The organism is Streptococcus sp. VTCC 12886, assembly GCF_049893425.1.
GTDB lineage: Bacteria > Bacillota > Bacilli > Lactobacillales > Streptococcaceae > Streptococcus > Streptococcus suis_AA.
This window is the reverse complement of the sequence record NZ_JBMVJB010000021.1, coordinates 1-25,971: the sequence shown is the minus strand read 5'-3', so window position 1 is coordinate 25,971 and position 25,971 is coordinate 1. Positions and strand designations below refer to the sequence as shown.

22 protein-coding genes are annotated in these 25,971 nt (G+C 42.7%); 18 read left to right on the top strand and 4 right to left on the bottom strand.

Features of this window, described 5'->3' with window-relative positions; all coding sequences use genetic code 11:
- The first annotated feature begins 142 nt into the window (after nt 1-142).
- The 6 genes from ACPC57_RS07345 to ACPC57_RS07320 all read left to right on the top strand — a co-directional run bounded on the left by ACPC57_RS07345 (nt 143) and on the right by ACPC57_RS07320 (nt 6,959).
- Nucleotides 143-1,435, top strand: a complete 1,293-nt coding sequence (locus ACPC57_RS07345) for an adenylosuccinate synthase (protein ID WP_318150721.1) — start codon at nt 143-145, stop codon at nt 1,433-1,435.
- A 109-nt stretch (nt 1,436-1,544) separates the two neighbouring features.
- Nucleotides 1,545-1,868 carry a preprotein translocase subunit YajC gene (gene yajC / locus ACPC57_RS07340; protein ID WP_024396366.1) on the top strand — a complete coding sequence of 108 codons (324 nt, stop codon included), beginning with the start codon at nt 1,545-1,547 and terminating at the stop codon, nt 1,866-1,868.
- Nucleotides 1,869-1,981: 113 nt separating this feature from the next.
- Nucleotides 1,982-2,737 (top strand): isoprenyl transferase, encoded by a 756-nt coding sequence (locus tag ACPC57_RS07335; RefSeq protein WP_277837375.1) that lies wholly within the window; start codon nt 1,982-1,984, stop codon nt 2,735-2,737.
- Between the two features lie 9 nt (nt 2,738-2,746).
- A complete protein-coding gene (locus ACPC57_RS07330) occupies nt 2,747-3,553 on the top strand; it encodes a phosphatidate cytidylyltransferase (protein WP_277837377.1) in 807 nt (268 codons plus the stop codon).
- A gap of 9 nt (nt 3,554-3,562) precedes the next feature.
- Nucleotides 3,563-4,822 carry an RIP metalloprotease RseP gene (gene rseP, locus ACPC57_RS07325; protein ID WP_434066615.1) on the top strand — a complete coding sequence of 420 codons (1,260 nt, stop codon included), beginning with the start codon at nt 3,563-3,565 and terminating at the stop codon, nt 4,820-4,822.
- Nucleotides 4,823-5,096: 274 nt separating this feature from the next.
- The gene (locus ACPC57_RS07320) at nt 5,097-6,959 is read left to right on the top strand and encodes a proline--tRNA ligase (RefSeq protein ID WP_434066614.1); all 1,863 of its coding nucleotides are present in this window, start codon (nt 5,097-5,099) and stop codon (nt 6,957-6,959) included.
- A 78-nt stretch (nt 6,960-7,037) separates the two neighbouring features.
- Here ACPC57_RS07320 and ACPC57_RS07315 read toward each other — a convergent pair whose 3' ends face one another.
- From ACPC57_RS07315 to dhaK, 4 genes are read right to left on the bottom strand one after another with little or no spacing between them, the layout of a single operon-like run.
- Nucleotides 7,038-7,748, bottom strand: coding sequence for an MIP/aquaporin family protein (locus tag ACPC57_RS07315; protein WP_434066613.1), 711 nt, complete (start codon nt 7,746-7,748; stop codon nt 7,038-7,040).
- 9 nt (nt 7,749-7,757) lie between these two features.
- On the bottom strand, nt 7,758-8,132 hold the full coding sequence (gene dhaM, locus ACPC57_RS07310; protein ID WP_434066612.1) for a dihydroxyacetone kinase phosphoryl donor subunit DhaM: 375 nt from the start codon (nt 8,130-8,132) through the stop codon (nt 7,758-7,760).
- Entirely contained in the window at nt 8,129-8,704 is a 576-nt protein-coding gene (gene dhaL / locus ACPC57_RS07305; RefSeq protein ID WP_044693859.1) for a dihydroxyacetone kinase subunit DhaL, read from the bottom strand. The genes dhaM and dhaL overlap by 4 nt, the downstream gene beginning before the upstream one ends.
- Before the next feature lie 10 nt (nt 8,705-8,714).
- Nucleotides 8,715-9,704 carry a dihydroxyacetone kinase subunit DhaK gene (gene dhaK / locus ACPC57_RS07300; protein WP_434066611.1) on the bottom strand — a complete coding sequence of 330 codons (990 nt, stop codon included), beginning with the start codon at nt 9,702-9,704 and terminating at the stop codon, nt 8,715-8,717.
- Nucleotides 9,705-9,859: 155 nt separating this feature from the next.
- Between dhaK and dhaS the strand changes: the two genes are divergently transcribed.
- The 12 genes from dhaS to ACPC57_RS07240 all read left to right on the top strand — a co-directional run bounded on the left by dhaS (nt 9,860) and on the right by ACPC57_RS07240 (nt 25,648).
- On the top strand, nt 9,860-10,405 hold the full coding sequence (gene dhaS, locus ACPC57_RS07295; protein WP_434066610.1) for a dihydroxyacetone kinase transcriptional activator DhaS: 546 nt from the start codon (nt 9,860-9,862) through the stop codon (nt 10,403-10,405).
- A gap of 10 nt (nt 10,406-10,415) precedes the next feature.
- A complete protein-coding gene (gene dhaQ, locus ACPC57_RS07290; protein WP_434066609.1) occupies nt 10,416-11,405 on the top strand; it encodes a DhaKLM operon coactivator DhaQ in 990 nt (329 codons plus the stop codon).
- A 121-nt stretch (nt 11,406-11,526) separates the two neighbouring features.
- Nucleotides 11,527-15,918 carry a PolC-type DNA polymerase III gene (locus tag ACPC57_RS07285; protein ID WP_434066608.1) on the top strand — a complete coding sequence of 1,464 codons (4,392 nt, stop codon included), beginning with the start codon at nt 11,527-11,529 and terminating at the stop codon, nt 15,916-15,918.
- Between the two features lie 152 nt (nt 15,919-16,070).
- Nucleotides 16,071-16,676: a nitroreductase family protein gene (locus ACPC57_RS07280; RefSeq protein ID WP_274504495.1), complete on the top strand. Its 606-nt coding sequence runs from the start codon at nt 16,071-16,073 to the stop codon at nt 16,674-16,676.
- Nucleotides 16,677-16,999: 323 nt separating this feature from the next.
- Nucleotides 17,000-18,241: an aminopeptidase gene (locus tag ACPC57_RS07275; RefSeq protein WP_217374569.1), complete on the top strand. Its 1,242-nt coding sequence runs from the start codon at nt 17,000-17,002 to the stop codon at nt 18,239-18,241.
- Nucleotides 18,242-18,300: 59 nt separating this feature from the next.
- Entirely contained in the window at nt 18,301-18,534 is a 234-nt protein-coding gene (locus tag ACPC57_RS07270) for a GlsB/YeaQ/YmgE family stress response membrane protein (protein ID WP_024391424.1), read from the top strand.
- A 719-nt stretch (nt 18,535-19,253) separates the two neighbouring features.
- Nucleotides 19,254-20,816, top strand: coding sequence for a 2-isopropylmalate synthase (locus ACPC57_RS07265; RefSeq protein WP_277844330.1), 1,563 nt, complete (start codon nt 19,254-19,256; stop codon nt 20,814-20,816).
- 8 nt (nt 20,817-20,824) lie between these two features.
- Nucleotides 20,825-21,877, top strand: coding sequence for a 3-isopropylmalate dehydrogenase (gene leuB, locus ACPC57_RS07260; RefSeq protein WP_434066607.1), 1,053 nt, complete (start codon nt 20,825-20,827; stop codon nt 21,875-21,877).
- Complete coding sequence (gene leuC / locus ACPC57_RS07255) at nt 21,874-23,253, top strand: 3-isopropylmalate dehydratase large subunit (RefSeq protein ID WP_434066606.1); 1,380 nt, start codon at nt 21,874-21,876, stop codon at nt 23,251-23,253. Before leuB ends, leuC begins: the two co-directional genes overlap by 4 nt.
- Nucleotides 23,253-23,846 carry a 3-isopropylmalate dehydratase small subunit gene (leuD, locus tag ACPC57_RS07250; RefSeq protein ID WP_130554164.1) on the top strand — a complete coding sequence of 198 codons (594 nt, stop codon included), beginning with the start codon at nt 23,253-23,255 and terminating at the stop codon, nt 23,844-23,846. Before leuC ends, leuD begins: the two co-directional genes overlap by 1 nt.
- Before the next feature lie 62 nt (nt 23,847-23,908).
- Nucleotides 23,909-24,694, top strand: coding sequence for an L-threonylcarbamoyladenylate synthase (locus ACPC57_RS07245; RefSeq protein ID WP_434066605.1), 786 nt, complete (start codon nt 23,909-23,911; stop codon nt 24,692-24,694).
- A 261-nt stretch (nt 24,695-24,955) separates the two neighbouring features.
- Complete coding sequence (locus ACPC57_RS07240) at nt 24,956-25,648, top strand: hypothetical protein (RefSeq protein WP_434066604.1); 693 nt, start codon at nt 24,956-24,958, stop codon at nt 25,646-25,648.
- Nucleotides 25,649-25,971: the final 323 nt, after the last annotated feature.

Below are 25,971 nucleotides of genomic sequence, written 5' to 3'. Positions count from 1 at the left end.
CAATAATTGAAAATAACGAAAATTCTTGAAAAAATGTTCGTTTTTTGATAAAATAATGTGTAAAACGAAACTTGCAGGTGAGATTCCTGCCAGAAGTAGAAGAAAGGCTGGACTGGTCAGCCAGTTCAGAAAAAGAGTGAGTATGACATCAGTAGTTGTTGTAGGAACCCAGTGGGGCGATGAAGGTAAGGGTAAAATCACAGACTTTTTATCTGCTAATGCTGAAGTAATTGCGCGTTATCAAGGTGGAGATAATGCTGGGCATACTATCGTTATCGACGGGACTAAATATAAATTGCACTTGATTCCATCAGGAATCTTCTTCCCAGAAAAGATTTCTGTTATCGGTAATGGTGTGGTTATCAATCCAAAATCATTGGTGAAGGAAATCAACTATCTCCATAATTCAGGTGTTACAACAGATAACTTGCGGATTTCAGACCGCGCACACGTTATCTTGCCTTACCACATCAAATTGGATCAATTGCAAGAAGAATCAAAAGGTGAAAACAAGATTGGTACAACCAACAAAGGTATCGGTCCTGCGTACATGGACAAGGCTGCGCGTGTTGGTATCCGTATTGCAGATCTTTTGGATAAAGATATTTTTTCAGAGCGTTTGCGAGTAAACTTGGCAGAAAAGAATCGTCTATTTGAAAAAATGTACGAGTCAACACCAATCGAATTTGATGAAATCTTTGAAGAATACTATGCATATGGTCAAGAAATCAAGAAATATGTGACCGATACCTCTGTTATTTTGAATGATACTCTCGACCAAGGGAAACGTGTCTTGTTTGAAGGGGCGCAAGGGGTTATGTTGGACATTGACCAAGGTACCTACCCATTTGTAACTTCTTCAAACCCTGTTGCAGGTGGTGTGACAATCGGTAGTGGTGTCGGACCAAGCAAGATTGACAAGGTGGTTGGTGTATGTAAGGCCTACACTAGCCGTGTTGGTGACGGACCATTCCCAACTGAATTGAACAATGAAATCGGAGACCGCATCCGTGAAATCGGTAAAGAATACGGTACGACAACAGGTCGTCCTCGCCGTGTCGGTTGGTTTGACTCTGTTGTCATGCGCCATAGCCGTCGTGTATCAGGTATTACAAACTTATCACTCAATTCTATTGACGTTCTATCAGGCCTTGAAACAGTGAAAATCTGTGTGGCTTATGATTTGGATGGTGAGCGTATTGACCACTATCCTGCAAGTTTGGAGCAATTGAAACGTTGTAAACCAATTTATGAAGAGATGCCAGGTTGGTCCGAAGACATCACAGGTGTACGTAGCTTGGATGAATTGCCAGAAGCGGCTCGCAACTATGTTCGTCGCATCAGCGAATTGGTAGGGGTTCGTGTCTCAACTTTCTCAGTAGGTCCTGGTCGTGAACAGACTAACATTCTTGAGAGTGTATGGAGTGCAAAATAGTGTATGAAGACTGAACGAATGTTCGGTCTTTTTTGGCCAAGTCTAATTTTGCTTTATTGTTTAGAATTTGGTATAATCAAGCTTATCAAACAAAAAATGAGGTAAACAAATGGAAGGTTTATTTTTGCCACTTGTCATGGTTGCCATGATAGGCTTTATGTTCTATTCGCAACGTAAACAACAAAAACAACGCCAAGAAGCATTGAACCAAATCAAAAAAGGTGATGAAATTGTGACAATTGGTGGTTTATATGGTATTGTCGACGAAATAGATGACAAAAAGGTTGTTCTTGATATCGATGGTATCTATTTAACATTTGAGCGTGGTGCGATTCGTAATCGTGTCGCTAGTTCTAACACATCAACTGCTGTAGTTGAAGAAGTTGCAGTTGAAACGAAAGAAGCAACCCCAGAATCTGCTATTGAAGAATAAGGATGAGAAACCGAGGGAAACCTTGGTTTTCTCTTGTTTTAGACTTGCCTGATTTTTGCTATCCTAGCAAAAAATATGGTATAATGAAACGATTATAAATGAAGGAAAATAGCATGTTTACGTTTAAGTTTAAAAAGAAAGAAAGCAATGAGACGGCAATAGAAGTTCCAAAGCATATTGCGGTCATTATGGATGGTAATGGTCGTTGGGCGAAAAAGCGGATGCAACCCCGTATTATGGGGCACAAGGCAGGTATGGATGCCCTACAAAAAGTTACTAAAACTGCTTCTGACTTGGGTGTTCGAGTATTGACAGTGTATGCATTTTCTACAGAAAATTGGTCTAGACCAGAAAAGGAAGTAAAGTTTATAATGAACCTTCCTGTGGAATTTTATGATAAGTATGTTCCTGAACTCCATGCCAATAATGTCAAAATTCAGATGATTGGTGACTATTCCAAACTACCTCAAGCCACCCTTAATGCTCTATATAAGGCTGAGCAAAAAACGAAGAATAATACTGGATTAATTCTCAACTTCGCTTTGAACTACGGTGGTCGTGATGAGGTGACTCGAGCAGTTAAGGCCATAGCGCAAGATGTCTTGGATGCCAAGTTTAATCCTGGAGATATTGACGAGAAATTAATTGCGGACTACCTCTATACAGGGACCTTATCACCAGCGCTACGCGATCCCGATCTAGTTATCCGTACAAGTGGCGAACTCCGTCTCAGCAATTTTCTGCCTTGGCAATCAGCATATAGTGAGCTGTATTTTACAGATGTTGCTTGGCCTGATTTTGATGGAGATGCCCTCAAATTAGCGATTAAAGAGTATAACCGACGTCATAGACGATTTGGTGGTGTATAAGGAGAAGTTATGACAAATGATTTACAGAAACGAGTGATATTTGGTGCAATTGCTTTAGCTATTTTCACTCCCTTCTTGCTAGCTGGAGGCATGGGCTTTCAATTTTTTGTCGGTTTATTAGCTATGATTGCGACAGCTGAGCTGATTAAGATGCGTCGTCTAGCGCCGAATTCAATTGAAGGTGTTTTAGCCATGTTGGCAAGTCTAGTATTGACGCTTCCGTTACAGAATTATCTAACATTCTTGCCGACAGATGGGAACTATACAGCATATGCGATTGTAGTCTTCCTTCTTCTTGGGGCTACAGTTTTCAATATTGGTCGATACAATTATTCAGACGTAGTCTTTCCAATTGCATCAAGCTTCTATGTAGGAATTGGCTTCCATAGCTTGGTTTTGGCTCGAATGGATGGTCTAGATAAGGTCTTTTTTGCCCTCTGTTTGGTTTGGGCTACGGATATAGGCGCTTACATGATTGGACGCCAGTTTGGACGCAGAAAACTATTACCAAAGGTTTCACCGAATAAAACAGTTGAAGGCTTTGTAGGTGGTATTCTTTCTGCGGTGGTAGTTGCTATCATTTTCTTGATTGTCGATAAGTCTTTGTTGGCTGGTTATTCCTTCGGCATGATGTTGTTGCTAGTTGTGATTTTCTCGATATTCTCACAATTTGGAGATTTAGTTGAAAGTGCTATTAAACGCCATTTTGGTGTAAAGGATTCTGGAAAAATTATTCCAGGACATGGTGGTATATTGGATCGCTTCGATGGTATGATTTTTGTCTTTCCGATTATGCACTTTTTTGGCCTATTTTAAGGAGGTCCTATGAAGGGAATTTTAGCATTTATTTTTATTTTTGGTGTCATTGTAGTCATCCATGAATTTGGTCACTTCTACTTTGCTAAGAAAGCAGGAATCCTTGTAAGGGAATTTGCGATTGGGATGGGGCCAAAGATTTTCGCTCATACAGGTAAGGATGGGACGCTTTACACGATTCGTATTCTTCCTCTTGGTGGTTATGTTCGAATGGCCGGTTGGGGTGAGGATAAGACAGAGATTAAGACAGGGACTCCTGCTAGCCTCACCTTGAATGAAGCTGGTGTTGTGACGCGGATAAATTTAACTGGAAAACAGCTAGATAACCTTAGCTTACCGATGAATGTGACTAGTTTTGATTTCGAAGAAAAATTAGAAATCACAGGCTTGGTCTTGGAAGAAAGCAAGACTTATAAAGTTGATCACGATGCAACGATTGTCGAGGAAGATGGCACTGAAGTTCGAATTGCTCCACTGGATGTTCAATACCAAAATGCGACAGTCTGGGGACGCTTGATCACCAACCTTGCTGGGCCGATGAATAACTTCATTTTGGGCATCTTAGTTTTTATTTTTTTGATGTTCATGCAAGGTGGGGTCCCCGATTCGTCAAGCAATGCAGTTACTATTACTGATGGTGGTGCCTTACAAGCAGCTGGACTTGTGACTGGTGATAAAATTTTATCTGTCAATGGTGATGCAACAGACAGCTACACAGAAGTCGCGACGATCATTAGCAAGGCGGCGGAAGATGCAACAACTGCTCCAAGCTTTGATTTGGTTGTAGAACATGATGGAGCAACCAAAAATGTGACCGTTACTGCGGAGAAAGTGGACGGAACCTATCGAATTGGGATTTCACCAATCTTGAAGACGGGCTTCGTTGATAAAATAGTCGGTGGTTTCCAACAAGCAGGCGCGACGGCACTCTTGATTGTAACAGCTTTGAAAAATCTTATTGCAAACTTTGATGTGAAACAATTGGGTGGTCCTGTAGCCATCTATAAAGTTAGTGCCCAAGCTGCTGAATTTGGTTTGACATCTGTATTGGGGCTAATGGCCATGCTTTCCATTAACCTTGGAATATTTAATTTGATTCCAATTCCAGCCTTAGATGGTGGTAAAATTGTGATGAATATTCTGGAAGCAATACGTAGAAAACCATTAAAGCCAGAAACAGAATCTTATATTACCCTAGCGGGTGTGGCCGTAATGGTAGTTCTTATGATAGTAGTCACATGGAATGACATTATACGTGTTTTCTTCTAGAATAAATTGAAATTAATATAAGGAATTGAATGCGTGCTACGCAGGATGTTCTGAAAAATACGAAAAAGAAAGGAACAGAGAGTTTCAGATTTGAACTCGAGCGTCAGCGAGGGTTTTGAAAAAATAATTCTTTGTCTTCCAATCAAGTAACTACGAAAGGAATTGAATGCGTGCTAAAAACTTTACGAAAAAGATAAACCTGCCTTGTGCCAAAGGCACTGCGTTAGGTTTCCTATTTTCGTTTCGTTTTCTTAACGCACTTATATCTTAAATTATGAAACAGTCTAAATTGATTATCCCTACTTTGCGGGAGATGCCTTCGGATGCGTCGGTGATTAGCCACGCTTTGATGTTGCGTGCGGGCTATGTTCGTCAGATTTCTGCTGGTATTTACAGCTATTTGCCATTGGCAAACCGTGTGATTGAAAAAATGAAAAAAATCATGCGTGAGGAGTTTGACAAAATTGATGCTATTGAATTTTTAGCGCCAGCGCTTTTGTCAGCAGATATCTGGCGTGAGTCAGGTCGTTATGAAACATATGGCGATGACTTATACAAACTCAAAAACCGCGAAGGTTCTGATTTTATCTTGGGACCAACCCACGAAGAAACGGTGACCCTTTTAGCGCGTGATGCAGTTCAATCTTATAAGCAGTTGCCGCTTAATATCTATCAAATCCAACCAAAATACCGCGACGAAAAACGTCCTCGTAATGGTCTCCTCCGTGGTCGCGAGTTCATCATGAAAGATGGCTACAGCTTCCATGCTAGCTATGAGAGTCTGGACAAGACCTACGATGACTACAAGGCGGCTTACGAGGCAATCTTCACTCGTGCAGGCTTGGAGTTTAAGGCCATTATCGGTGATGGTGGTGCAATGGGTGGTAAGGATAGTCAAGAATTTATGGCTATCACCCCAGACCGTACCAATCTAAATCGCTGGGTTGTCTTGGATAAATCGGTTGCTTCTTTTGAGGAAATCCCAGAGGATGTCCTTGAAGCGATTAAAGCAGAACTCTTGGCTTGGTCTATATCTGGTGAAGATACCATCGCTTACTCAAGCGAATCTGGCTACGCTGCCAACTTAGAGATGGCAACGAGTGAGTACAAACCACGGACAGCTGTGGTTGCTGAAGAGACATTAGTAAAAGTTGCTACACCAGATGCAAAAACAATAGATGAAGTGGCCGCCTTCTTGAATGTTGCGGAAGAGCAAACCATTAAAACCATGCTCTTTATGGCAGATGGGGAGCCTGTTGTTGCCCTACTTGTTGGCAACGACCAGGTCAATGATGTTAAATTGAAAAATTACCTTGGAGCAGATTTCTTTGATGTAGCAGGCCCAGCGGATGCTGAAAAAATCTTCGGTGCAGGTTTTGGTTCCCTTGGACCAGTCGGCTTGCCAGAAAACATCAAGATTATTGCAGACCGCAAGGTGCAAGATGTGAAAAATGCTGTTGTCGGTGCCAACGAAGACGGTTTCCATTACACAGGTGCCAATGCAGGGCGTGATTTCCAAGTGACTGAGTATGTGGACATTCGTGAAGTCAAGGAAGGCGAACCTTCTCCAGATGGACACGGTGTTCTCAACTTTGCCCGTGGTATCGAGATTGGTCACATCTTCAAACTCGGTACACGCTATTCAGACAGCATGAATGCCAACATCTTGGATGAGAATGGTCGTTCTATGCCGATTATCATGGGATGCTATGGAATTGGTGTTAGCCGACTCTTGTCAGCGGTTCTTGAACAACACGCTCGCCTCTTTGTTAATAAGACACCTAAAGGCGAATACCGTTATGCTTGGGGGATCAATTTCCCTAAAGAATTGGCACCGTTTGATGTGCATTTGATTCCAGTCAATGTCAAAGACGAAGTAGCTATGGAATTGACTCAGACTATCGAAGCAAGTTTGGTTGGTGCAGGATATGAAGTATTAACTGACGACCGTAATGAGCGTGTCGGCGTGAAGTTCTCTGATAGTGACTTGATTGGCTTGCCAATCCGTGTGACAGTTGGTAAGAAAGCAGCGGATGGTATTGTCGAAGTGAAAATCAAGGGCACAGGTGATACTGTAGAAGTTCATGTGGATCAACTCCTTGAAACTCTTCAAATTCTTACTAAAGAAAATGAATAAACAGAAAAAGACTTGGTTGATGATAGCCAAGTCTTTGTTGATAAAATAGGCTTGGTTCTAATCACCCAAGCCTATTTTTTATAACATATTTAGTAGGAGGTTATAGAGGATAGCTCCTGCGACTCCTCCAAGAATTGGGCCAGCAACTGGGATCCAGCTATAAGACCAGTCAGAATCTCCCTTGTTAGGAATTGGAAGGATAGCGTGCATGATACGAGGACCTAAGTCACGAGCTGGATTGACTGCGTAGCCAGTCGTTGATCCTAGTGAGAAGCCGATTGCGAATACGATAAGTCCCACGATGATTGGGCCGAGGCCAGCGCTGACCTTGTTAGGTCCAATTGCAAGGATTCCTATGACTAAGATAGCTGTACCAAGAGCCTCGCCGAGCAAGTTTGAAGCAGTGTGACGAAGAGCTGGTCCAGTAGAGAAGGTAGCAAGGATTGATCCGCTATCTTTTGTTTCCTGCCAATGTGGGTAGAAATGGAGATAGAGGACGATGGATGCCAACATTGCTCCAGCAAATTGGGCAAGTAGGAAGCCTGGGACTTGAGCCCATGGTAGGGAGCCAATAGATGCCATTGCGATAGTGACAGCTGGATTCAGGTGGGCAGGTCCAAAAATTCCTGATATGTAGACGGCAATTGTTACAGCGATGCCCCATCCTAGTACAATGGTCAGCCAGCCGCTATTTTCAGCCTTGGTTTTAGAGAGGATGCAGGATGCAACCACACCATTTCCAAGTAATACTAGTATGAAAGTTCCAAGTAATTCTCCAATCAGATTCATATTGACCTCCTATTTATTGATTGTCAGTTCTTTTAATTGTTCAAGAATAGTCTCCAAGTCAGCTCCAGCCTGTAAGAGAGCGGCGGCAGTATAGCAACCTTCGACGACTGGTACGGTTTGGATAAGAATTTGTTTGTCTGTAAAATCGGCAGCAAGTTCCATGTTCATTCGGGCGCTACCTAGGTCGAAAAAGGCAAGGAGGGTATCAGCAGGGTTTGCTTCAACTCGCTCTTGTACGATTTTATAGCTGGTACCGATGCTACCATCTTCTAGTCCGCCACAGTAGGTGATGGGAATATCTTTTGCGACTTCAGATACTAGGTCGATGATTCCCTGGGCCAAATTTTTTGAATGGGATACGAGTAAGATACCAATTTTTGTCATAGTCCTGCCTCCAACATGGCTTCAAAGAGAAGTCCAGATGAGAAAGAGCCTGGATCAATGTGTCCAATAGACCTTTCCCCAACATAGGACGCGCGTCCCTTAGTTGCAGCAATATCCTTTGTCCCTTGAACGGCTTTATGGATAATTTCCGTTGTCAGCTGGCTTTCTCTTAGGGCAGCAATGACGGGAATCCAAACGTCTACCATGGTTTTCTCGCCCAATTCAGCCTTGCCACGTTTTTGGATCATCTCCAAACCTGCTTGAAGCGTATCTGCCAAATCAGCGCCAGCTTGACTGGCTTTAGTAATACCCATAAAGGCAGAGCCGTATAGAGGACCGGAAGCACCGCCAACCTTGCTGAGAAGTTGCATGGCAACCACCTTAAAGACTTGGTCAGCAGTCTCATAGTCTTTCTCAGATAGCTCCTGCATGACGGCAGCCATTCCTCGCGCCATGTTGCCCCCGTGATCTCCATCTCCGATTGGAGAATCAAGTTCGCTCAAATAATCTTTGTTTTCTTGAATTTTTTTGTTGAATGTCTCCATCCAGAGCAGTGCTTGTTTTGCATCCATAGTCTTTCTCCTACCAAGCTACCACTTCAACAGGGGCCAGCAAAGCGTCAATCCAGCTTGGGTCTTCTAGTTTGATTAAGGTCAATGACAGTCCAGCCATATCAATCGATGTCATGTAGTTACCGATTTTCTTGTAGTCAACGACCACACCTTTTTTAGCCAGCAATTGAGCAACGTCGTTGGCAAAGACATATTGTTCCATGAGAGGAGTTGCGCCGAGACCGTTGATAAGGACACCATAATGCTCGCCATCTTGAATATCAAAGCCTTCTGCCAATTTCTCAACCAATTCTTCAGCCAATTTAGCAGATGGTTGGAGTTTTTCTTTCTTATAGCCAGGCTCACCATGGATACCGACACCGTATTCAAATTCATCCTCTTCAAGGACGAAGCCTGGTTTGCCCACTTCTGGTACCGTAGCACCTGATAGGGCTAAGCCTATAGTCTTGATTTGCGGGACGACACGGTCAGCCAGTTTCTTAATCTCAGCCAGAGATTTGCCTGTTTCTGCAGCGTGACCGAGAATCTTGTGGACAAGGATGGTACCTGCTACACCACGACGTCCTTGGGTATAGAGGCTGTTTTCCACAGCGATGTCATCGTCCACAACGACACTGTCCACTTCAATGCCCTCCATTTCCGCCAATTCTTGCGCCATCTCAAAGTTCATGATGTCGCCAGAGTAGTTTTTGATGACCATAAAGACGCCAGCTCCCTCGTCAGCAGCCTTGATGGCTTCCAAGATTTGGTCTGGGGTTGGTGAGGTAAATACTGCGCCACATACAGCAGCGGATAACATGCCCTTGCCAACAAAGCCTGCATGAGAAGGTTCGTGACCAGAGCCACCTCCTGAGATGATGCCGACTTTACCAGTTTTTTCAGCATTACGAATAATCACATCAAATCCATCGATACGATCGACAAGATCTTGGTGTATATAGACAAGTCCTTTTAGCATTTCATCAACGACATGTTCAGGTTGATTGATAATTTTTTTCATGAGAAAACTCCTTTGTTTTTGTTTGCGCTTTCATTGTACATTGTCCTAACGAATAATGGAAGGGACAGATAATCCAAAATGTCCCTTTTATTTCAAAGAAACGCATGATAGGGTATAATAAAGAGGAAGTGAAAGGAAGTGAAAGGAAGTGACATATGCCAACCTCGTTGATTACAAAGAAAAGGATTGCAAAAGCTTTCAAAAAACAGCTATCTCAAAAATCCTTTGATAAAATTTCAGTTGTCGACATCATGCAAGAAGCAGGGATTCGTCGTCAAACCTTTTACAACCATTTTTTAGATAAGTATGAGTTGTTAGACTGGATATTTGAGACAGAATTGCAGGAGCAGGTTACAGATAATCTGACCTATATCAGTGGGTTAAAGCTATTAGAAGAATTATTGTATTATATCGAGAGCAATCAAATCTTTTATCGTCAGCTTTTTGAAATTAAAGGACAAAATGATTTTGTTAGTTATCTGGAAGGCTACTTTATGGTTTTGATGGAGAAAATTATCAACGAGTATCAGCTCCAGGAGGGTAAAATGATTTCCCAACAGGATAAGCATTTTTTGATTCTCTATCACTCGAATGCTTGGATAGGTCTGATAAAGGAGGGACTGATTCAGTCACCTTGTCAAATTCATAGTTATTGGAAGCAAATGGTAACTCTTGTGCGGGAGTCATTTTCAATTTTGTAGGAGTGAATGTATGGTATTTATTAGGAATAGACAAACAACGATTATTGAAGAATATATGGATGGTTTTTGTCGGACGAACGTAGAAGTGAAAAAAGTTAGCGGTTTTCCAATTGTGCTTCAGAAAATGCAGGATGGTCAATCGGTCCCGATTATTTCTGGCGGTGGTTCTGGTCATGAACCAGCCCATGTTGGCTTCGTCGGTAAAGGAATGCTGACTGCAGTAGTATATGGAGAAATATTTATGCCCCCAACCACTGAAGAAGTCTTGGCAGCCATTCGTGCAGTAGATAAGGGCAAGGGAGTTTTTCTGATTGTGAAAAACTTTGAGGCGGATCTTCTTTCTTTTGGGAAAGCTATTGAAATGGCTCGACAAGAAGGGATAGCGGTAAAGTATATTGTATCCCACGATGATATTTCTGTTGACACGAAAAACAACTTCCGTATGCGGCATAGGGGGCTAGCTGGGACAATTCTATTGCATAAAATTCTAGGGGCGGCAGCTCTTTCTGGGTATGATTTGAATGCCTTGGAACAATTGGGGTTGTCCATAGCAACAGAAATTGCAACCATCGGTTTTGCGACCAAGTCGACCTATTTGCCCAATGCCGCCCTGCCTTTGTTTGATTTGGAAGAGGGACAAATATCTTTCGGCATTGGTATCCATGGAGAAGAGGGCTATCGGACGGTTGCATTTGAATCTTCTGAGCAACTAGCGAATGAAATTGTCAATAAATTAAAATTAAAATTCCGTTGGAATGAGGGCGAGGAGTATATTCTTTTGGTCAATAATCTTGGTTCTATGTCGGAGATTGAGCAAGGAATCTTTTTGAATGACATTTGCCAATTTTTAGAATTAGAAGGTTTAAAAATTTCATTTATTAAAACTGGGAAATTTATGACAAGTCTTGATATGGGAGGAATTTCAGTCACTCTGTGTCGTGTCAAAGACCAAAAGTGGTTGGATTTCTTACAGGCTCCTACAACTGCCTTGGCTTGGTAGATTTTCATTTCATTGAACCATTCCTCTTAGGGTATGATCTAAGAGGTTTTTCTTTCTTAGTTCAAGAAAAATTCCTCCATTTATGGTAAAATGATTCTAACTAATTACAAAGGAAATGGTCATGTCAGATAAATTTCAGCTTTTGCTTCAACAAATCGGGATGCCTCTTGATGTACGACAATCAGGGGCTTTTTCGACTGCAAAGATTGAGAAAGTGGTCTTGCACAAGGTCAGTAAATTATGGGAGTTTACCTTCCGTTTTGAAAATCCCCTACCACTTTTAGAATATCAACTCTTTAAGGCTCATTTGAAAACAGAGTTTGAAAAACTAGGGAACAAGATTCAATTTTCTTTGGTAACAGATGCGGACAGTTTTGAGGCGGGTTTGGTGGAAGCCTATTATCCGGAGGCTTTTATGGAAGATTTGTGCCAGAGTGCTGGGTTCAAGGCACTGTTTCAGCCACTTGCTGTGACTTATCGAGACGGAGTTCTGTGGATAAAAGGACCAGAAACGATTGATACAGCTCATTTTCGCAAGAATCATTTGCCGAATTTAGTTGAACAATACAAGCGATTTGGTTTTGGGAATCTTACTGTAGATATTAAAGTCTGCCAAGAAATGACGCAACAACAGGCAGAGGATTTCCATGCACAAAATGAAGAAATTTACCAGCAGGCTAATGAGGAAAATTTAGCAGCCCTGGAACAACTATCTCAAATGGCTCCACCACCAGAGGCAGATCAGCCATTTATCCCAGAATATAAGAAAAACCGTCCTGCTAAAGTCAATATTGAGAAAGCGGATATTACTCCGATGATTGAGGTGAACAGTGAAGAAAATCGTATTGTCTTTGAAGGGTTAGTTTTTGATGTTGAGCAGAAAACCACGAAGACGGGACGAGTCATTATCAATTTCAAGATGACCGACTATACATCTTCTTTTACCATGCAGAAGTGGGCTAAAAATGAAGAAGAGGCTCAAAAATTTGATATGGTAAAAAAAGGTAACTGGTTAAGGGTTCGTGGAAACGTGGAGACCAATAATTTCACGCGTGATTTGACCATGAATGTACAGGAAGTTCAAGAGATCAAAAAAGAAATTCGTAAGGATTTGATGCCTGATGATGAGAAACGTATTGAATTTCACGCCCATACCAATATGTCAACGATGGATGCCCTGCCAGCAGTTGAGGATTTAATCGCGCGTGCAGCAGCTTGGGGTCATAAGGCTGTGGCGATTACGGACCACGGAAATGTTCAGTCTTTCCCACATGGTTATCATGCTGCGCGAAAAGCCGGTATTAAAGCTCTCTTTGGAATGGAAGCTAATATCGTTGAGGATTCTGTTCCGATTGCCTACAATGTAGCAGATGTGGTGCTATCAGATGCCACTTATGTGGTTTTTGACGTGGAAACAACAGGTCTCTCTGCAGTCAATAATTCCCTGATTCAGATTGCGGCTTCTAAGATGCATAAAGGAAATATCGTTGCTGAATTTGATGAATTTATCGATCCAGGTCACCCGCTGAGTCAGTTTACGACTGAGTTGACAGGGATTACGGACGAACATGTGAGAGGCTCGAAACCACTTGAGCAAGTCTTACGTAAGTTTCAAGACTTCTGTCAGGGTTCGATTTTGGTTGCGCATAATGCTACTTTTGACGTCGGTTTTATGGATGTCAACTACGAGCGGGCTGGTCTTCCAACGATTAGTCAACCTGTGATTGATACCTTGGAGTTTGCTCGAAATCTTTATCCAGATTATAAGCGACATGGTCTGGGGCCTCTGACAAAGCGATTTGGAGTTGCCTTAGAACATCACCATATGGCGAACTACGATGCGGAGGCGACGGGGCGCTTGCTCTTCATCTTCCTAAAGGATGCCTTTGAAAAACATCAAATAGCGAATCTTAACCAACTCAATACCGAACTAATTGTAGAAGATTCTTATAAGAAGGCTCGTGTCAAACACGCCACTTTATATGTCATCAATCAAGTTGGCTTAAAAAACATCTTCAAGCTCGTATCCCTGTCAAATACTAAATATTTTGCAGGTGTTCCTCGCATACCAAGAACAGTTCTGGATGCCCATCGCGAAGGACTAATACTAGGGACAGCTTGTCAAGAAGGTGAAGTGTTTGAAGAGCTTCTGTCCAAGGGAATAGATGATGCGGTAAAAAAGGCTACCTACTATGATTTTATCGAAGTTATGCCTCCAGCTCTTTATGAACCAATGATTGCCAAGGAACAGTTTAAGAATATTGTAGAGATTGAAGAAACTATCAAGCAGTTAATTGAGGTAGGGCGTAGGGCAGGACTGCCAGTTTTGGCGACGGGGAATGTTCACTATATAGATCCCGAGGAAGAAATCTATCGAGAAATTATTGTACGGGCTCTAGGGCAAGGGGCACCGATTAACTGGACCATTGGAAATGGGGAAAATGCCCAACCAGCTCCACTGCCTAAGGCTCACTTTAGAACGACTAGCGAGATGTTGGACGAGTTTGCTTTCTTGGGAGAAAGTTTAGCTCGTGAGATTGTCATTACCAATCCTAATGCGATGCTGAGTCGGTTTGAAGATGTAGAAGTCGTGAAGACGGATCTGTATACGCCTTATATTGAAAAGGCAGAAGAAACAGTCGCTGAATTAACCTATCAAAAAGCCTTTGAGATTTATGGTAATCCTTTACCAGATATTATTGACTTGCGAATAGAAAAAGAGCTGTCTTCTATTCTTGGTAATGGGTTTGCAGTGATTTACCTAGCATCGCAGATGTTGGTACAACGATCGAATGAACGGGGCTACTTAGTTGGTTCTCGGGGATCGGTTGGTTCTAGTTTCGTAGCAACCATGATTGGGATTACAGAAGTAAATCCAATGCCTCCTCACTACGTCTGTCCAAATTGCCAGCACAGTGAATTTATTACAGACGGTTCCTATGGTTCAGGCTTTGATTTACCAGATAAGGTATGTATCAATTGTGGAACAAAGTATAGAAAAGATGGTCAGGATATTCCTTTCGAAACCTTCCTAGGTTTTGATGGAGATAAGGTTCCCGATATTGACTTGAACTTTTCTGGAGATGATCAACCATCTGCTCACTTAGACGTGCGTAAGATTTTTGGTGAGGAATATGCCTTCCGTGCGGGAACAGTTGGTACAGTAGCTGCTAAGACGGCCTATGGTTTTGTACGTGGGTATGAACGAGATTATGGAAAATTCTACCGGGATGTGGAAGTGGAGCGTTTAGCAGCAGGAGCAGCTGGTGTGAAACGAACAACGGGTCAGCACCCGGGAGGGATTGTTGTTATTCCTAATTATATGGATGTTCATGACTTTACCCCAGTACAATACCCGGCTGATGATATTACCGCAAGTTGGCAGACTACTCACTTTAACTTCCATGATATTGACGAAAACGTTCTTAAGCTCGATGTTCTCGGACACGATGATCCGACGATGATTCGGAAGTTGCAGGACTTGTCAGGCATTGATCCACAGACGATTCCCGCAGATGATAAAGGGGTAATGGCCCTTTTCTCAGGAACAGAAATTTTAGGTGTTACCCCTGAACAGATCGGGACACCGACTGGTATGTTGGGAATTCCAGAATTTGGGACCAATTTTGTTCGAGGGATGGTTGAAGAAACCCATCCAACAACTTTTTCGGAATTACTTCAGTTATCTGGTCTATCACATGGTACAGATGTGTGGTTGGGCAATGCGCAAGACTTAATCAAATCCGGGATTGCTGACCTATCTACGGTTATCGGTTGTCGGGATGACATCATGGTGTACCTCATGCATGCTGGTTTGCCACCGAAAATGGCCTTTAACATCATGGAACGGGTACGGAAAGGGATGTGGCTCAAGATTTCAGAGGAAGAGCGAAATGGTTACATCCAAGCCATGAAGGACAACAAGGTACCTGATTGGTACATTGAATCATGTGGTAAAATCAAGTACATGTTCCCTAAAGCCCATGCGGCTGCTTACGTTATGATGGCCTTACGAGTTGCCTACTTCAAGGTTCATTATCCGCTATATTATTATTGTGCATATTTCTCCATTCGTGCGAAAGCCTTTGATTTGGCGACCATGTCAGGTGGATTGGATAAAGTCAAGTCCAAGATGGAAGAGATTTCCCTCAAAAAGAAGAACAACGAAGCTTCAAACGTTGAACAGGATCTTTATACCACGCTTGAATTGGTCAATGAAATGCTGGAACGTGGTTTCAAGTTTGGTAAATTAGATTTATACAAATCTCATGCTACAGAGTTCTTGATTGAGGGAGATACCCTTATCCCTCCATTTGTTGCCATGGATGGTCTGGGTGAAAACGTTGCTAAGCAGATCGTTGCAGCGCGTGCTGAAGGAGAATTTCTCTCCAAGACTGAACTCCGAAAACGTGGAGGATTGTCAGGTACGCTTGTTGAAAAAATGGATGAAATGGGAATCCTGGGTAAAATGCCAGAGGACAACCAGTTGAGTTTATTTGATGATTTGTTTTAATAAGGAAGGTCACTGTTTCTCGTTATTTTGAGAGACAGTGATTTTTTACAAAAAAAGAAGCCAAAACTCTTGATTATTTTTTTGAATAGGTGTATAATCCCCACATAGTGATAAAAATTACTAGATAGTAATAAGCAGAAAAGAGGAAATCTATGTCAAATTTTGCAAAACTTCAAGAAACTCGTCGTACTATTTATGCACTCGGTAAAGAATTGCCAGTATCAAATGAAGAAGTAGTAGCTCTCGTTGAGAAAGCTATGAAAGAATCACCATCAGCTTTCAACTCACAATCAAGTCGCGCAGTAGTACTTTTTGGTGCTGAATCAGAAGCTTTCTGGAACGAAATTGCTTACAGTGAATTGGAAAAAGTAACACCAGCTGAAGCATTTGAAGGCACTAAAGGCCGCTTGGCTAGCTTTGCTGCAGGTGCAGGTACTATCTTGTTCTTCGAAGACCAAGACGTAGTTAAAGGCTTGCAAGAAAGCTTCCCACTCTATGCAGAAAACTTCCCAATCTGGTCTGAACAAGCTCACGGTATCAACTTGTACGCGGTGTGGTTGGCATTTGCTGAGAAAAATATCGGTATGAACGTTCAACACTACAACCCATTGGTAGATGCACAAGTTGCTGAAAAATACGGTATCCCAGCTAACTGGAAACTTCGTGCACAAGCTCCATTCGGTAGCATCGCAGCTCCAGCAGGGGAAAAAGATTACATGGCGGATAGTGACCGTGTAAAGGTTTTTGGTAACCAATAAAGTTTACAGTTTGCTTTATTACGTTGTTAACTCGCCTTGCCTAACTCCAGTTATGTCTGCGGCTCGTTGACACGAACTCCGTTCGCTTCATCTCCAGCCTTCAACTATCTCCCAGATAGTTGAAGCTAGTACTAAATGCAAACTGAAAACTTTATGCTTAGAAAATTGGAAATATCCCTTGTCAGCTTGTCTAGTTGAGTGTAAAGCTTTAGTGAATATGACACAACCTTCCCACTAACTTCCTGTTTTGCTGGAAGTTTTTTTATCTGTCCTTTACCAAAATATGATACAATAATCTAGTATAATAACCTAAGGAGATGAACATGGTATTACCTAATTTTAAAGAAAATCTGGCGAAATACGCGAAACTTTTGGTATCAACCGGTATCAATGTCCAACCAGGTCATACAGTCCATTTGACAATTGCTGTTGATCAGGCAGAGTTGGCCCGTTTGATTGTTAAAGAAGCTTATGCACTCGGTGCAGCAGAGGTCTTAGTGAACTGGTCAGATGATGTCATTGCTCGCGAACGTTTGGTCAATGTAGATGTAGAACGCTTAGAACAAGTCCACCCACAACGTGTTGCTGAAATGAATTATTTATTAGAGCACAAATCTAGTCGTTTGGTTGTCTTGTCTGATGATCCTGGTGCATACGATGGCGTTGATCCTGAGAAATTGTCTCGCAGTGCACGCGCAATCAGCCAGGCCTTAAATCCAATGCGTCAAGCCACTCAAGCTAACAAAATCAGCTGGACACTTGCTGCAGCATCTGGTTTGGAATGGGCCAAAAAAGTTTTCCCAAATGCAACGTCTGACGAAGAAGCAGTAGATCTGCTTTGGGACCAAATTTTCAAGACTTGCCGTATCTACGAAGAAGATCCAATCAAAGCCTGGGAAGAGCATGAAGCACGTTTGGTAGCAAAAGCTAAGGTTCTTAACGACGAGCAGTTTGTCAAATTGCACTACACAGCACCAGGAACCGACCTTGTTCTTGGTATGCCGAAAAACCACTTATGGGAAGCGGCTGGTTCGATCAATGCCCAAGGTGAGAAGTTTATTGCCAACATGCCAACAGAAGAAGTCTTTACAGCACCTGACTATCGTGTGGCCGATGGTTATGTAACTTCTACAAAACCGCTTAGCTATAACGGCAATATTATCGAAGGTATCAAAGTAACCTTTAAAGATGGTGAGATTGTAGATGTGACTGCTGAAAAAGGCGATGAAGTCATGAAGAAACTGGTCTTTGACAATGCTGGTGCACGCGCTCTGGGTGAAGTTGCCCTTGTACCAGATAAGAGCCCAATCTCTCAATCAGGTGTAACTTTCTTCAACACTCTCTTTGATGAAAATGCCTCAAACCACTTGGCAATCGGGCAAGCCTATGCCTTCTCAATTGAAGGTGGTACAGAAATGAGCCAAGAAGAGTTGAAAGAAGCAGGTCTCAACCGTTCTGATGTTCACGTTGACTTCATGATTGGTTCAAACAAAATGAACATTGATGGCATTCGTGCAGATGGAACTCGCGTCCCTATCTTCCGCGACGGTGAGTGGGCTATCTAATAGTCATCTTTTAAGACTGGGCAACCAGTCTTATTTTGTAAATGTTGGAGGAAAATAAGATGTTAACAAGTATTATCGCAGGTGCCATAATTGGTATGATTGCAGGAGCACTTACTTCGTCAGACGACCGTCGTGGTTGTCTAGGAAATATTATCCTTGGGCTTGCTGGTTCGTGGATTGGGCAGTTGCTCTTTGGTGATTGGGGGCCGCAATTTGCTGGCATGGCTCTGGTACCGTCAGTCTTTGGAGCAGTATTGTTGGTGGCCATTTTTTCAAGTTCCAGACGGAGTTAATAAATAAAGCCGAGCTTTGAAAAAGAGCTTGGCTTTATTGTGTGAATTTGCATGAATTGCCGTACTGTTCGGATTTTTCAGAAAATTTCCATTTTTCTATTGACAAGTGAAAAAAAGTAAGGTATTATTGTAAACAACTAAGAACCTGTATTCACAAGTGAAGTGCTTGTATATAAGAGATAGTTTTTCGCTAATCAAGGCAGTTTTTGAGGGAATACTGACGTATTTTGAAAAAAACTAACGATGAGTTGATGAAATACTAGCCTTAGATGAAAGTGCTGGACTGTGAATACAGGTTCCAGAACACTGAAAGGAAAAAGTCAAATGAAACCAGTCACTACAAACTTTACTTTGTTGTTGCGACGGTTGGGCTAGTGCACTAGGTAGCATTAGTCCTGTTTGGCTTACCAAGCGGGCGCTGTTGACAACATCTCGCAGGTAATAATCCTCGAGGTGTTTTCTTTTTTATCGTCATTTAGTTTACTTTTATTACTTCGACGAATGAGGAAACTTCGTTTCCTTATTTCCACCTTCAAATAATTTCATCATTATTTGAACTCGCCTTGCCTAACTCCAGTTATGCCTGCGGTTTTTGATGCAAACCTTGTTCGCTTTATTTTCCACCTTCAATAGTCACTACTCTGACTGTTGAAGCTAGTACTAAAAGTAAACTAAAAGACGATAGTATTGAAGTTTGTATTGTTTAGAAAGGTATTCTTATGCGTGTGATTGAATTTTTAGATACGACTTTACGGGATGGTGAACAGACGCCGGGTGTGAATTTTTCTATCAAGGAAAAAGTGACCATTGCCAAGCAGTTGGAGAAATGGGGGATTTCTGCCATTGAAGCGGGTTTCCCAGCGGCCAGTCCTGATTCTTTTGAAGCGGTTCGTCAGATTGCGGCGGCCATGACCAAGACGGCTGTGACAGGCTTGGCTCGGTCAGTCAAGTCAGACATTGATGCTTGTTATGAAGCTCTGAAAGATGCCAAGTATCCGCAGATTCATGTTTTCATTGCGACCAGTCCCATTCACCGTGAATTCAAACTTCAAAAGACCAAAGAAGAAATTTTGACGCAAATCACTGAACATGTCAGCTATGCCCGTGAGCGTTTTGAGGTGGTGGAGTTCTCCCCAGAGGATGCGACGCGGACGGAGTTGGAATATTTGCTAGAAGTGGTACAAACAGCGGTAGATGCTGGTGCGACCTACATCAACATTCCAGATACAGTCGGCTTTACGACTCCTCAGCACTACGGAGAAATTTTCCGTTACTTGACAACAAACATCAAGTCGGACCGTGAGATTATTTTCAGTCCGCATTGCCATAATGACCTAGGTATGGCTGTTGCCAATACCCTTTCAGCTATTAAAAACGGTGCCGGTCGTGTCGAGGGAACTATCAACGGTATCGGTGAGCGAGCAGGAAATGCGGCCCTTGAAGAAGTAGCTGTTGCCCTTGAAATTCGGAAAGATTTCTATGATGTGACCAGTCCGATTGTTCTAAAGGAAACTCTCAATACTTCGGAATTAGTATCTCGCTTTTCTGGGATTGCCATTCCACGCAATAAGGCGGTGGTTGGTGGCAATGCCTTCTCTCATGAGTCAGGTATCCACCAAGATGGTGTCTTGAAAAATCCATTGACTTATGAAATCATTACACCTGAGTTGGTAGGGGTCAAGAAAAATTCTCTGCCACTGGGTAAACTATCCGGTCGCCATGCCTTTGTGGAAAAACTAAAAGAATTAGACTTGTATTTTGAAGAGAGTGATGTCGCGGGCCTCTTTGCTCGCTTTAAAAACCTTGCGGACAAGAAAGAAAAAATCACGGACGCAGATATTCGTGCCTTGGTAGCTGGTACAGAAATCAGCAATCGTGATGGCTTCCAATTTAAAGATTTGCGTTTGGATAGTCAGTCTGACGGAAGTATTCAGGCTCAAGTTACCTTCATCAATCAGGATGAGGAAGAAGTGGTTGTTGTGGAGTCAGGCAAGGGTTCGGTTGAGGCAGTCTTTAATGCCATTGACCAATTCTTCCAGCAGGAAATCAGCTTAGAACGCTACCATATCGACGCTATTACTGATGGGATTGATGCCCAGGCGCGTGTGCTTGTCGCCGTAGAAAACAAGGCAACGGAAACCGTCTTTAATGCCTCTGGTATTGACTTTGACGTATTGAAGGCTTCTGCAATTGCCTATATTCATGCCAATGTCATGGTACAGAAAGAAAATAGCGGACAGATTGATAAGAAACTATCTGAGAAAGAGTTGCCAACTAGCTAGGAGGAAATATGACGAAAAAAATTGTAACCTTGGCTGGTGATGGAATCGGTCCTGAAATCATGGAGGCTGGCCTAGCAGTCCTCAAGGCTGTTACTGGGCAAGTAGGATTTGATTATGAGATTGAGGAGAGAGCTTTTGGTGGAGCTGGGATTGATGCGGATGGCCATCCGCTACCAGATGCTACCTTACAAGCCTGCCGTCAGGCGGATGCGATTTTGTTAGCAGCTATCGGTAGCCCTCAATATGATGATGCAGCTGTTCGACCAGAACAAGGTCTGCTTCAACTTCGGAAGGAATTGGGTCTCTTTGCCAATATCCGTCCGGTGAAAATTTTTGATAGCCTGAAAGACTATTCTCCTCTGAAAGCCGACCGGCTGGACGGTGTGGATTTGGTCATGGTAAGGGAGCTGACAGGAGGAATTTATTTTGGAGAGCATGTCCTTGAAACAGACCAAGCCAGCGATAGCAATACCTATCAGGCAGAAGAGATTGAACGGGTTGTCCGCACTGCCTTTGACCTAGCCCAAAAAAGACGAAAAAAAGTCACCAGCATTGACAAGCAAAATGTGCTGGCAACGTCAAAATTATGGCGGAAGGTAGCGGATGAGGTGGCTAAGGACTATCCAGATGTGACCTTGGAGCACCAGTTGGTGGATAGCGCAGCCATGCTCTTGATTACCAATCCTAGTCGGTTTGATGTCTTGGTGACGGAAAATCTTTTCGGAGATATTTTGTCGGATGAGGCCAGCGTATTAACAGGAACGCTGGGGGTTCTGCCTTCTGCTAGTCATGCGGTGGCAGGCCCCAGTCTCTATGAACCTATCCATGGTTCGGCACCAGATATTGCAGGTCAGGGCATTGCCAATCCGGTCAGTATGATTCTATCTGTTGCCATGATGCTGGAAGAAAGTTTTGATTTGGTCCAAGCAGGTCAGACCATTCGCCAAGCTGTTGAAGCGGTCTTTGCACAGGGAATTTTTACTAAAGATCTAGGTGGTAGCGCCTCTACCAAAGACATGACGGAGGCTATTATAGCCCAGATTGAAAGGAGATCGCCATGAGTGGAAAATCCATTTTCGATAAGCTCTGGGATCGCCATGTGATTACAGGGCAAGAAGGTCAACCCCAACTCCTTTATGTGGACCAGCACTATATCCATGAGGTGACTAGTCCCCAGGCCTTTGATGGTCTGCGAGAGGCCGGGCGTCAAGTCCGTCGGCCAGAATTGACCTTTGGTACATTTGACCATAATGTTCCAACGGTTAATATTTATGATATTCGTGATGTCATTTCCAAGGCTCAGATGGATGCCTTAGCTCGCAATGTGGCGGAGTTCGGCATTCCACATGCGCCACATGGATCTGCCAACCAAGGCATTGTCCACATGGTGGGACCAGAGACTGGCTTGACCCAGCCAGGGAAATTCATCGTCTGTGGAGATAGCCATACGGCAACCCACGGAGCATTCGGCGCCATTGCCTTTGGAATTGGGACAACAGAAGTAGAGCATGTCTTTGCGACTCAAACGTTGTGGCAAGTCAAACCCAAAAAGCTCTTAGTACGGTTTACAGGTAAGCCGAAAAAGGGGATATACTCCAAGGATTATGTTCTGGCATTGATTGCTAAGTATGGTGTGGCACTGGGGGTTGGTTATGTAGTCGAGTATGTGGGTGAGGCTATTGATGCTCTGACCATGGAAGAACGGATGACGATTTGTAACATGTCTATCGAGTTTGGATCCAAGATGGGGATTATGAACCCAGATCAAACCACTTTTGATTATCTAGCAGACAAGGAAAAACGGCCTAAAGACTTTGAGGCAGCGGTAGCTGATTGGAAAACCCTGGTATCTGATTCAGATGCAGTTTATGACAAGGTCATTGAAATGGATGTTTCGAATCTAGCACCGATGGTAACATGGGGAACCAATCCTTCCATGGGAGTCTCGTTTGATGAGACCTTTCCTGAAGTTCGCGATATGAACGATGAACGAGCGTATAAGTACATGAACTTACAGCCTGGACAAAGTCCAAAGGACATCGAAATTGGCTATGTTTTCCTGGGGTCCTGTACCAATGCCCGTCTTTCTGACTTGCAGGTGGCCGCAAAGATTGTTGAAGGCAAACGTGTGGCAGATCATGTGACTGCAATTGTGGTTCCTGGTTCGAGGCCGGTTAAGTCAGCTGCAGAAGCACTAGGCTTAGACAAAATTTTCTTGGAAGCTGGCTTTGAATGGCGGGATCCTGGTTGCTCCATGTGTCTGGGTATGAACCCAGACAAGGTGCCGACAGGTGTCCACTGTGCATCGACTAGTAACCGAAACTTTGAGGATCGACAGGGTGTTGGATCTCGAACCCATCTTTGTAGTCCAGCCATGGCAGCAGCGGCAGCTATTGCAGGACGCTTTGTAGATGTTCGTGATTTGGAGGTGGTCTGATGGAAAAGTTTACAATCTACTCTGGGACGACTGTTCCACTCATGAATGACAACATTGATACCGATCAGATTTTGCCCAAGCAGTTTCTTAAGCTGATTGACAAGAAGGGTTTTGGCAAGTACCTCATGTATGAGTGGCGTTATTTGGATAACAAGTACACTGAGGACCCTGATTTTATCTTTAATACGGCACCATATCGTCAGGCAACGATCTTGATTACAGGGGATAACTTTGGGGCAGGTTCGTCTAGGGAGCACGCCGCTTGGGCACTAGCTGACTATGGCTTCAAGGTTATCATTGCAGGTTCCTTCGGGGATATTCATTATAACAATGACCTTAACAATGGCATCTTGCCAATCGTTCAGCCTCGTGAGGTTCGGGAGAAATTGGCTGCGCTGGCACCAACTGATGAGGTGACTGTGGATCTCTACCAGCAAAAGATTATCTCACCAGTCGGAGAATTTGATTTTGAGATTGATGCAGATTGGAAACACAAATTACTCAACGGTCTAGATGATATTGGGATTACCCTTCAGTATCAGGATTTGATTGAGGAGTATGAGAGGAATCGGCCAAGTTACTGGCAGGAATAAAATAAAGATAAGAAAACAAGCAGGTCGCTCTGCTATGAAACAAAAGAAAAGAGGAAATTATTATGACGAAACAAATTCACTGGGATGGCGCACTTTCACAAGAAGGTTTTGACGTTATCAAGGGTGAGGGAGGCGTGATTGTCTGCCCGACGAAGGTTGGTTACATCATCATGACTGCTGACAAGGCTGGCTTGGAGCGTAAGTTTGACGCTAAAGAGCGTAAGCGTAATAAGCCGGGTGTGGTCCTTTGTGGCAGCATGGAGGAGCTTCGTGAGTTGGCGCAGATGACGCCTGAGATTGATGCCTTCTACCAAAAACATTGGGATGAGGACATTTTGTTGGGTTGTATCCTACCTTGGAAACCAGAGGCTTATGCTAAGTTGCAAGCCTATGGCGATGGTCGTGAAGAGTTGATGACCGACGTTCGTGGGACTTCTTGCTTTGTTATCAAGTTTGGTGTAGCTGGCGAGCAGATTGCCAAGGAAATGTGGGAAAAAGAAGGCCGTATGGTCTACGCTTCATCTGCCAATCCATCAGGTAAGGGAAATCGTGGTAAGGTAGAAGGTATCGGTGAGCGTATCGCGTCTAAAGTAGACTTGATTATCGAGGCGGATGACTATGTGGCATCTATCCAGCCAGACAAGACCATTGAAACCCGCTATGAGCAAGGGGTTATGGTGTCTATGGTAGACAAAGATGGTAAACTGATTCCAGAACAAGGTGCAGATAGCCGTTCTATCAGCCCATGCCCAGTTGTCATCCGTAAAGGTTTGGACATCGATAAAATCATGATGCACTTGTCTGATCATTTCAACTCTTGGGATTATAGACATGGGGAATACTATTAAGATAATTGAGAACGATCCGAAAGGGTCGTTTTTTCGTACTCACATAAAAAACTGACCGTAGATTCAGTCAGTTTGGTGCTGTTTGATAAGAAATTGGAGGTTGTAGAATAGGCTTTGCTCGTCTGTCAGTTCTAAGATTTGTAACCCGTCATTTCAAGTAACATTTCTGGCACTGCTAGGATTAGTTATAGGTTACGTAGTTATAAGAGGTAGGGTAAAATGAAGAAAATAACGATTACTGTAGCTTTGTTATAGCTATTGTTGCAATTTTTTATTCCTATCAATACATATGCTTTGTCGAGTGATTTTATTAATAATACTGAAATTGTTTCAAACAAAGATTCTTATGAATTGGAGATTCCAGAAAATATCGCAGATACTGAGATCATTGAGATCATATTAGAGAGTGAGTCAAAGAATATATATAAACTGGAGAATATGGTCGAACTCACAAACTCTGAAGGGGATACGTTTGTTGTCGATGGTATCGTTGAGAGTGAAATAACTTCAGAAGAAATTGATGGAATTTCTGGGGTTACTTCTTACCAGGTTGATCTTTCAGACTTGGAAAACGTAAGTGAGAAAGACTCATTCATAAATACGTTAAGTTCATTTTTTGTTACAAAGGTATATGCGGATAGTGATAATGTTTCGACGAACAGTACTTGGGATAAATCAATAAGTGTAAAACTGAATATGACTGTTAATTGGAAAAAATATGATTCAGGACATATAAACACTACAAATGTATCTGGAGGTTATAGTAGATCTGATTCTACCGTGTCCATTACTGGATCTAGTGTCTTTATCATACAAGGAATGACTTCTGACGAACAGTCAAGAACTTTTAATCCTGGGACTAGAAATAGCTGGTCTTACGCTACTGGTTTCTCTAAAGTAGGGAATACAGGTTGGCCAACTAGAAAATACGCTGAATATACAGTCTATCTATAAAGAGGTAGTTCTACATGGCAAGTTGAGTTGGGAAATTACTTAGGGGGATATGATGAAGCAAGTTAAAAAGTATATCATTGAGTGCTGTTTTTTGTTAAGTTTTGTATTACCATTTATTAAACACACCGCTACTCATAATGGAGTAGAACAGATTAAAATATATACAGGCATTCATTTTTTATTAAATTACTTTTATATATTACTGCCAGCAATTGCATGCTATGTTGTATTTCTATATTTAAAGAAGTCGTGAAAAGGCAACACTTTTCTGTACAAAATTTATAAAGTGTTTTTGTTAAACGATTGCTCTTTTAGTCATGGGT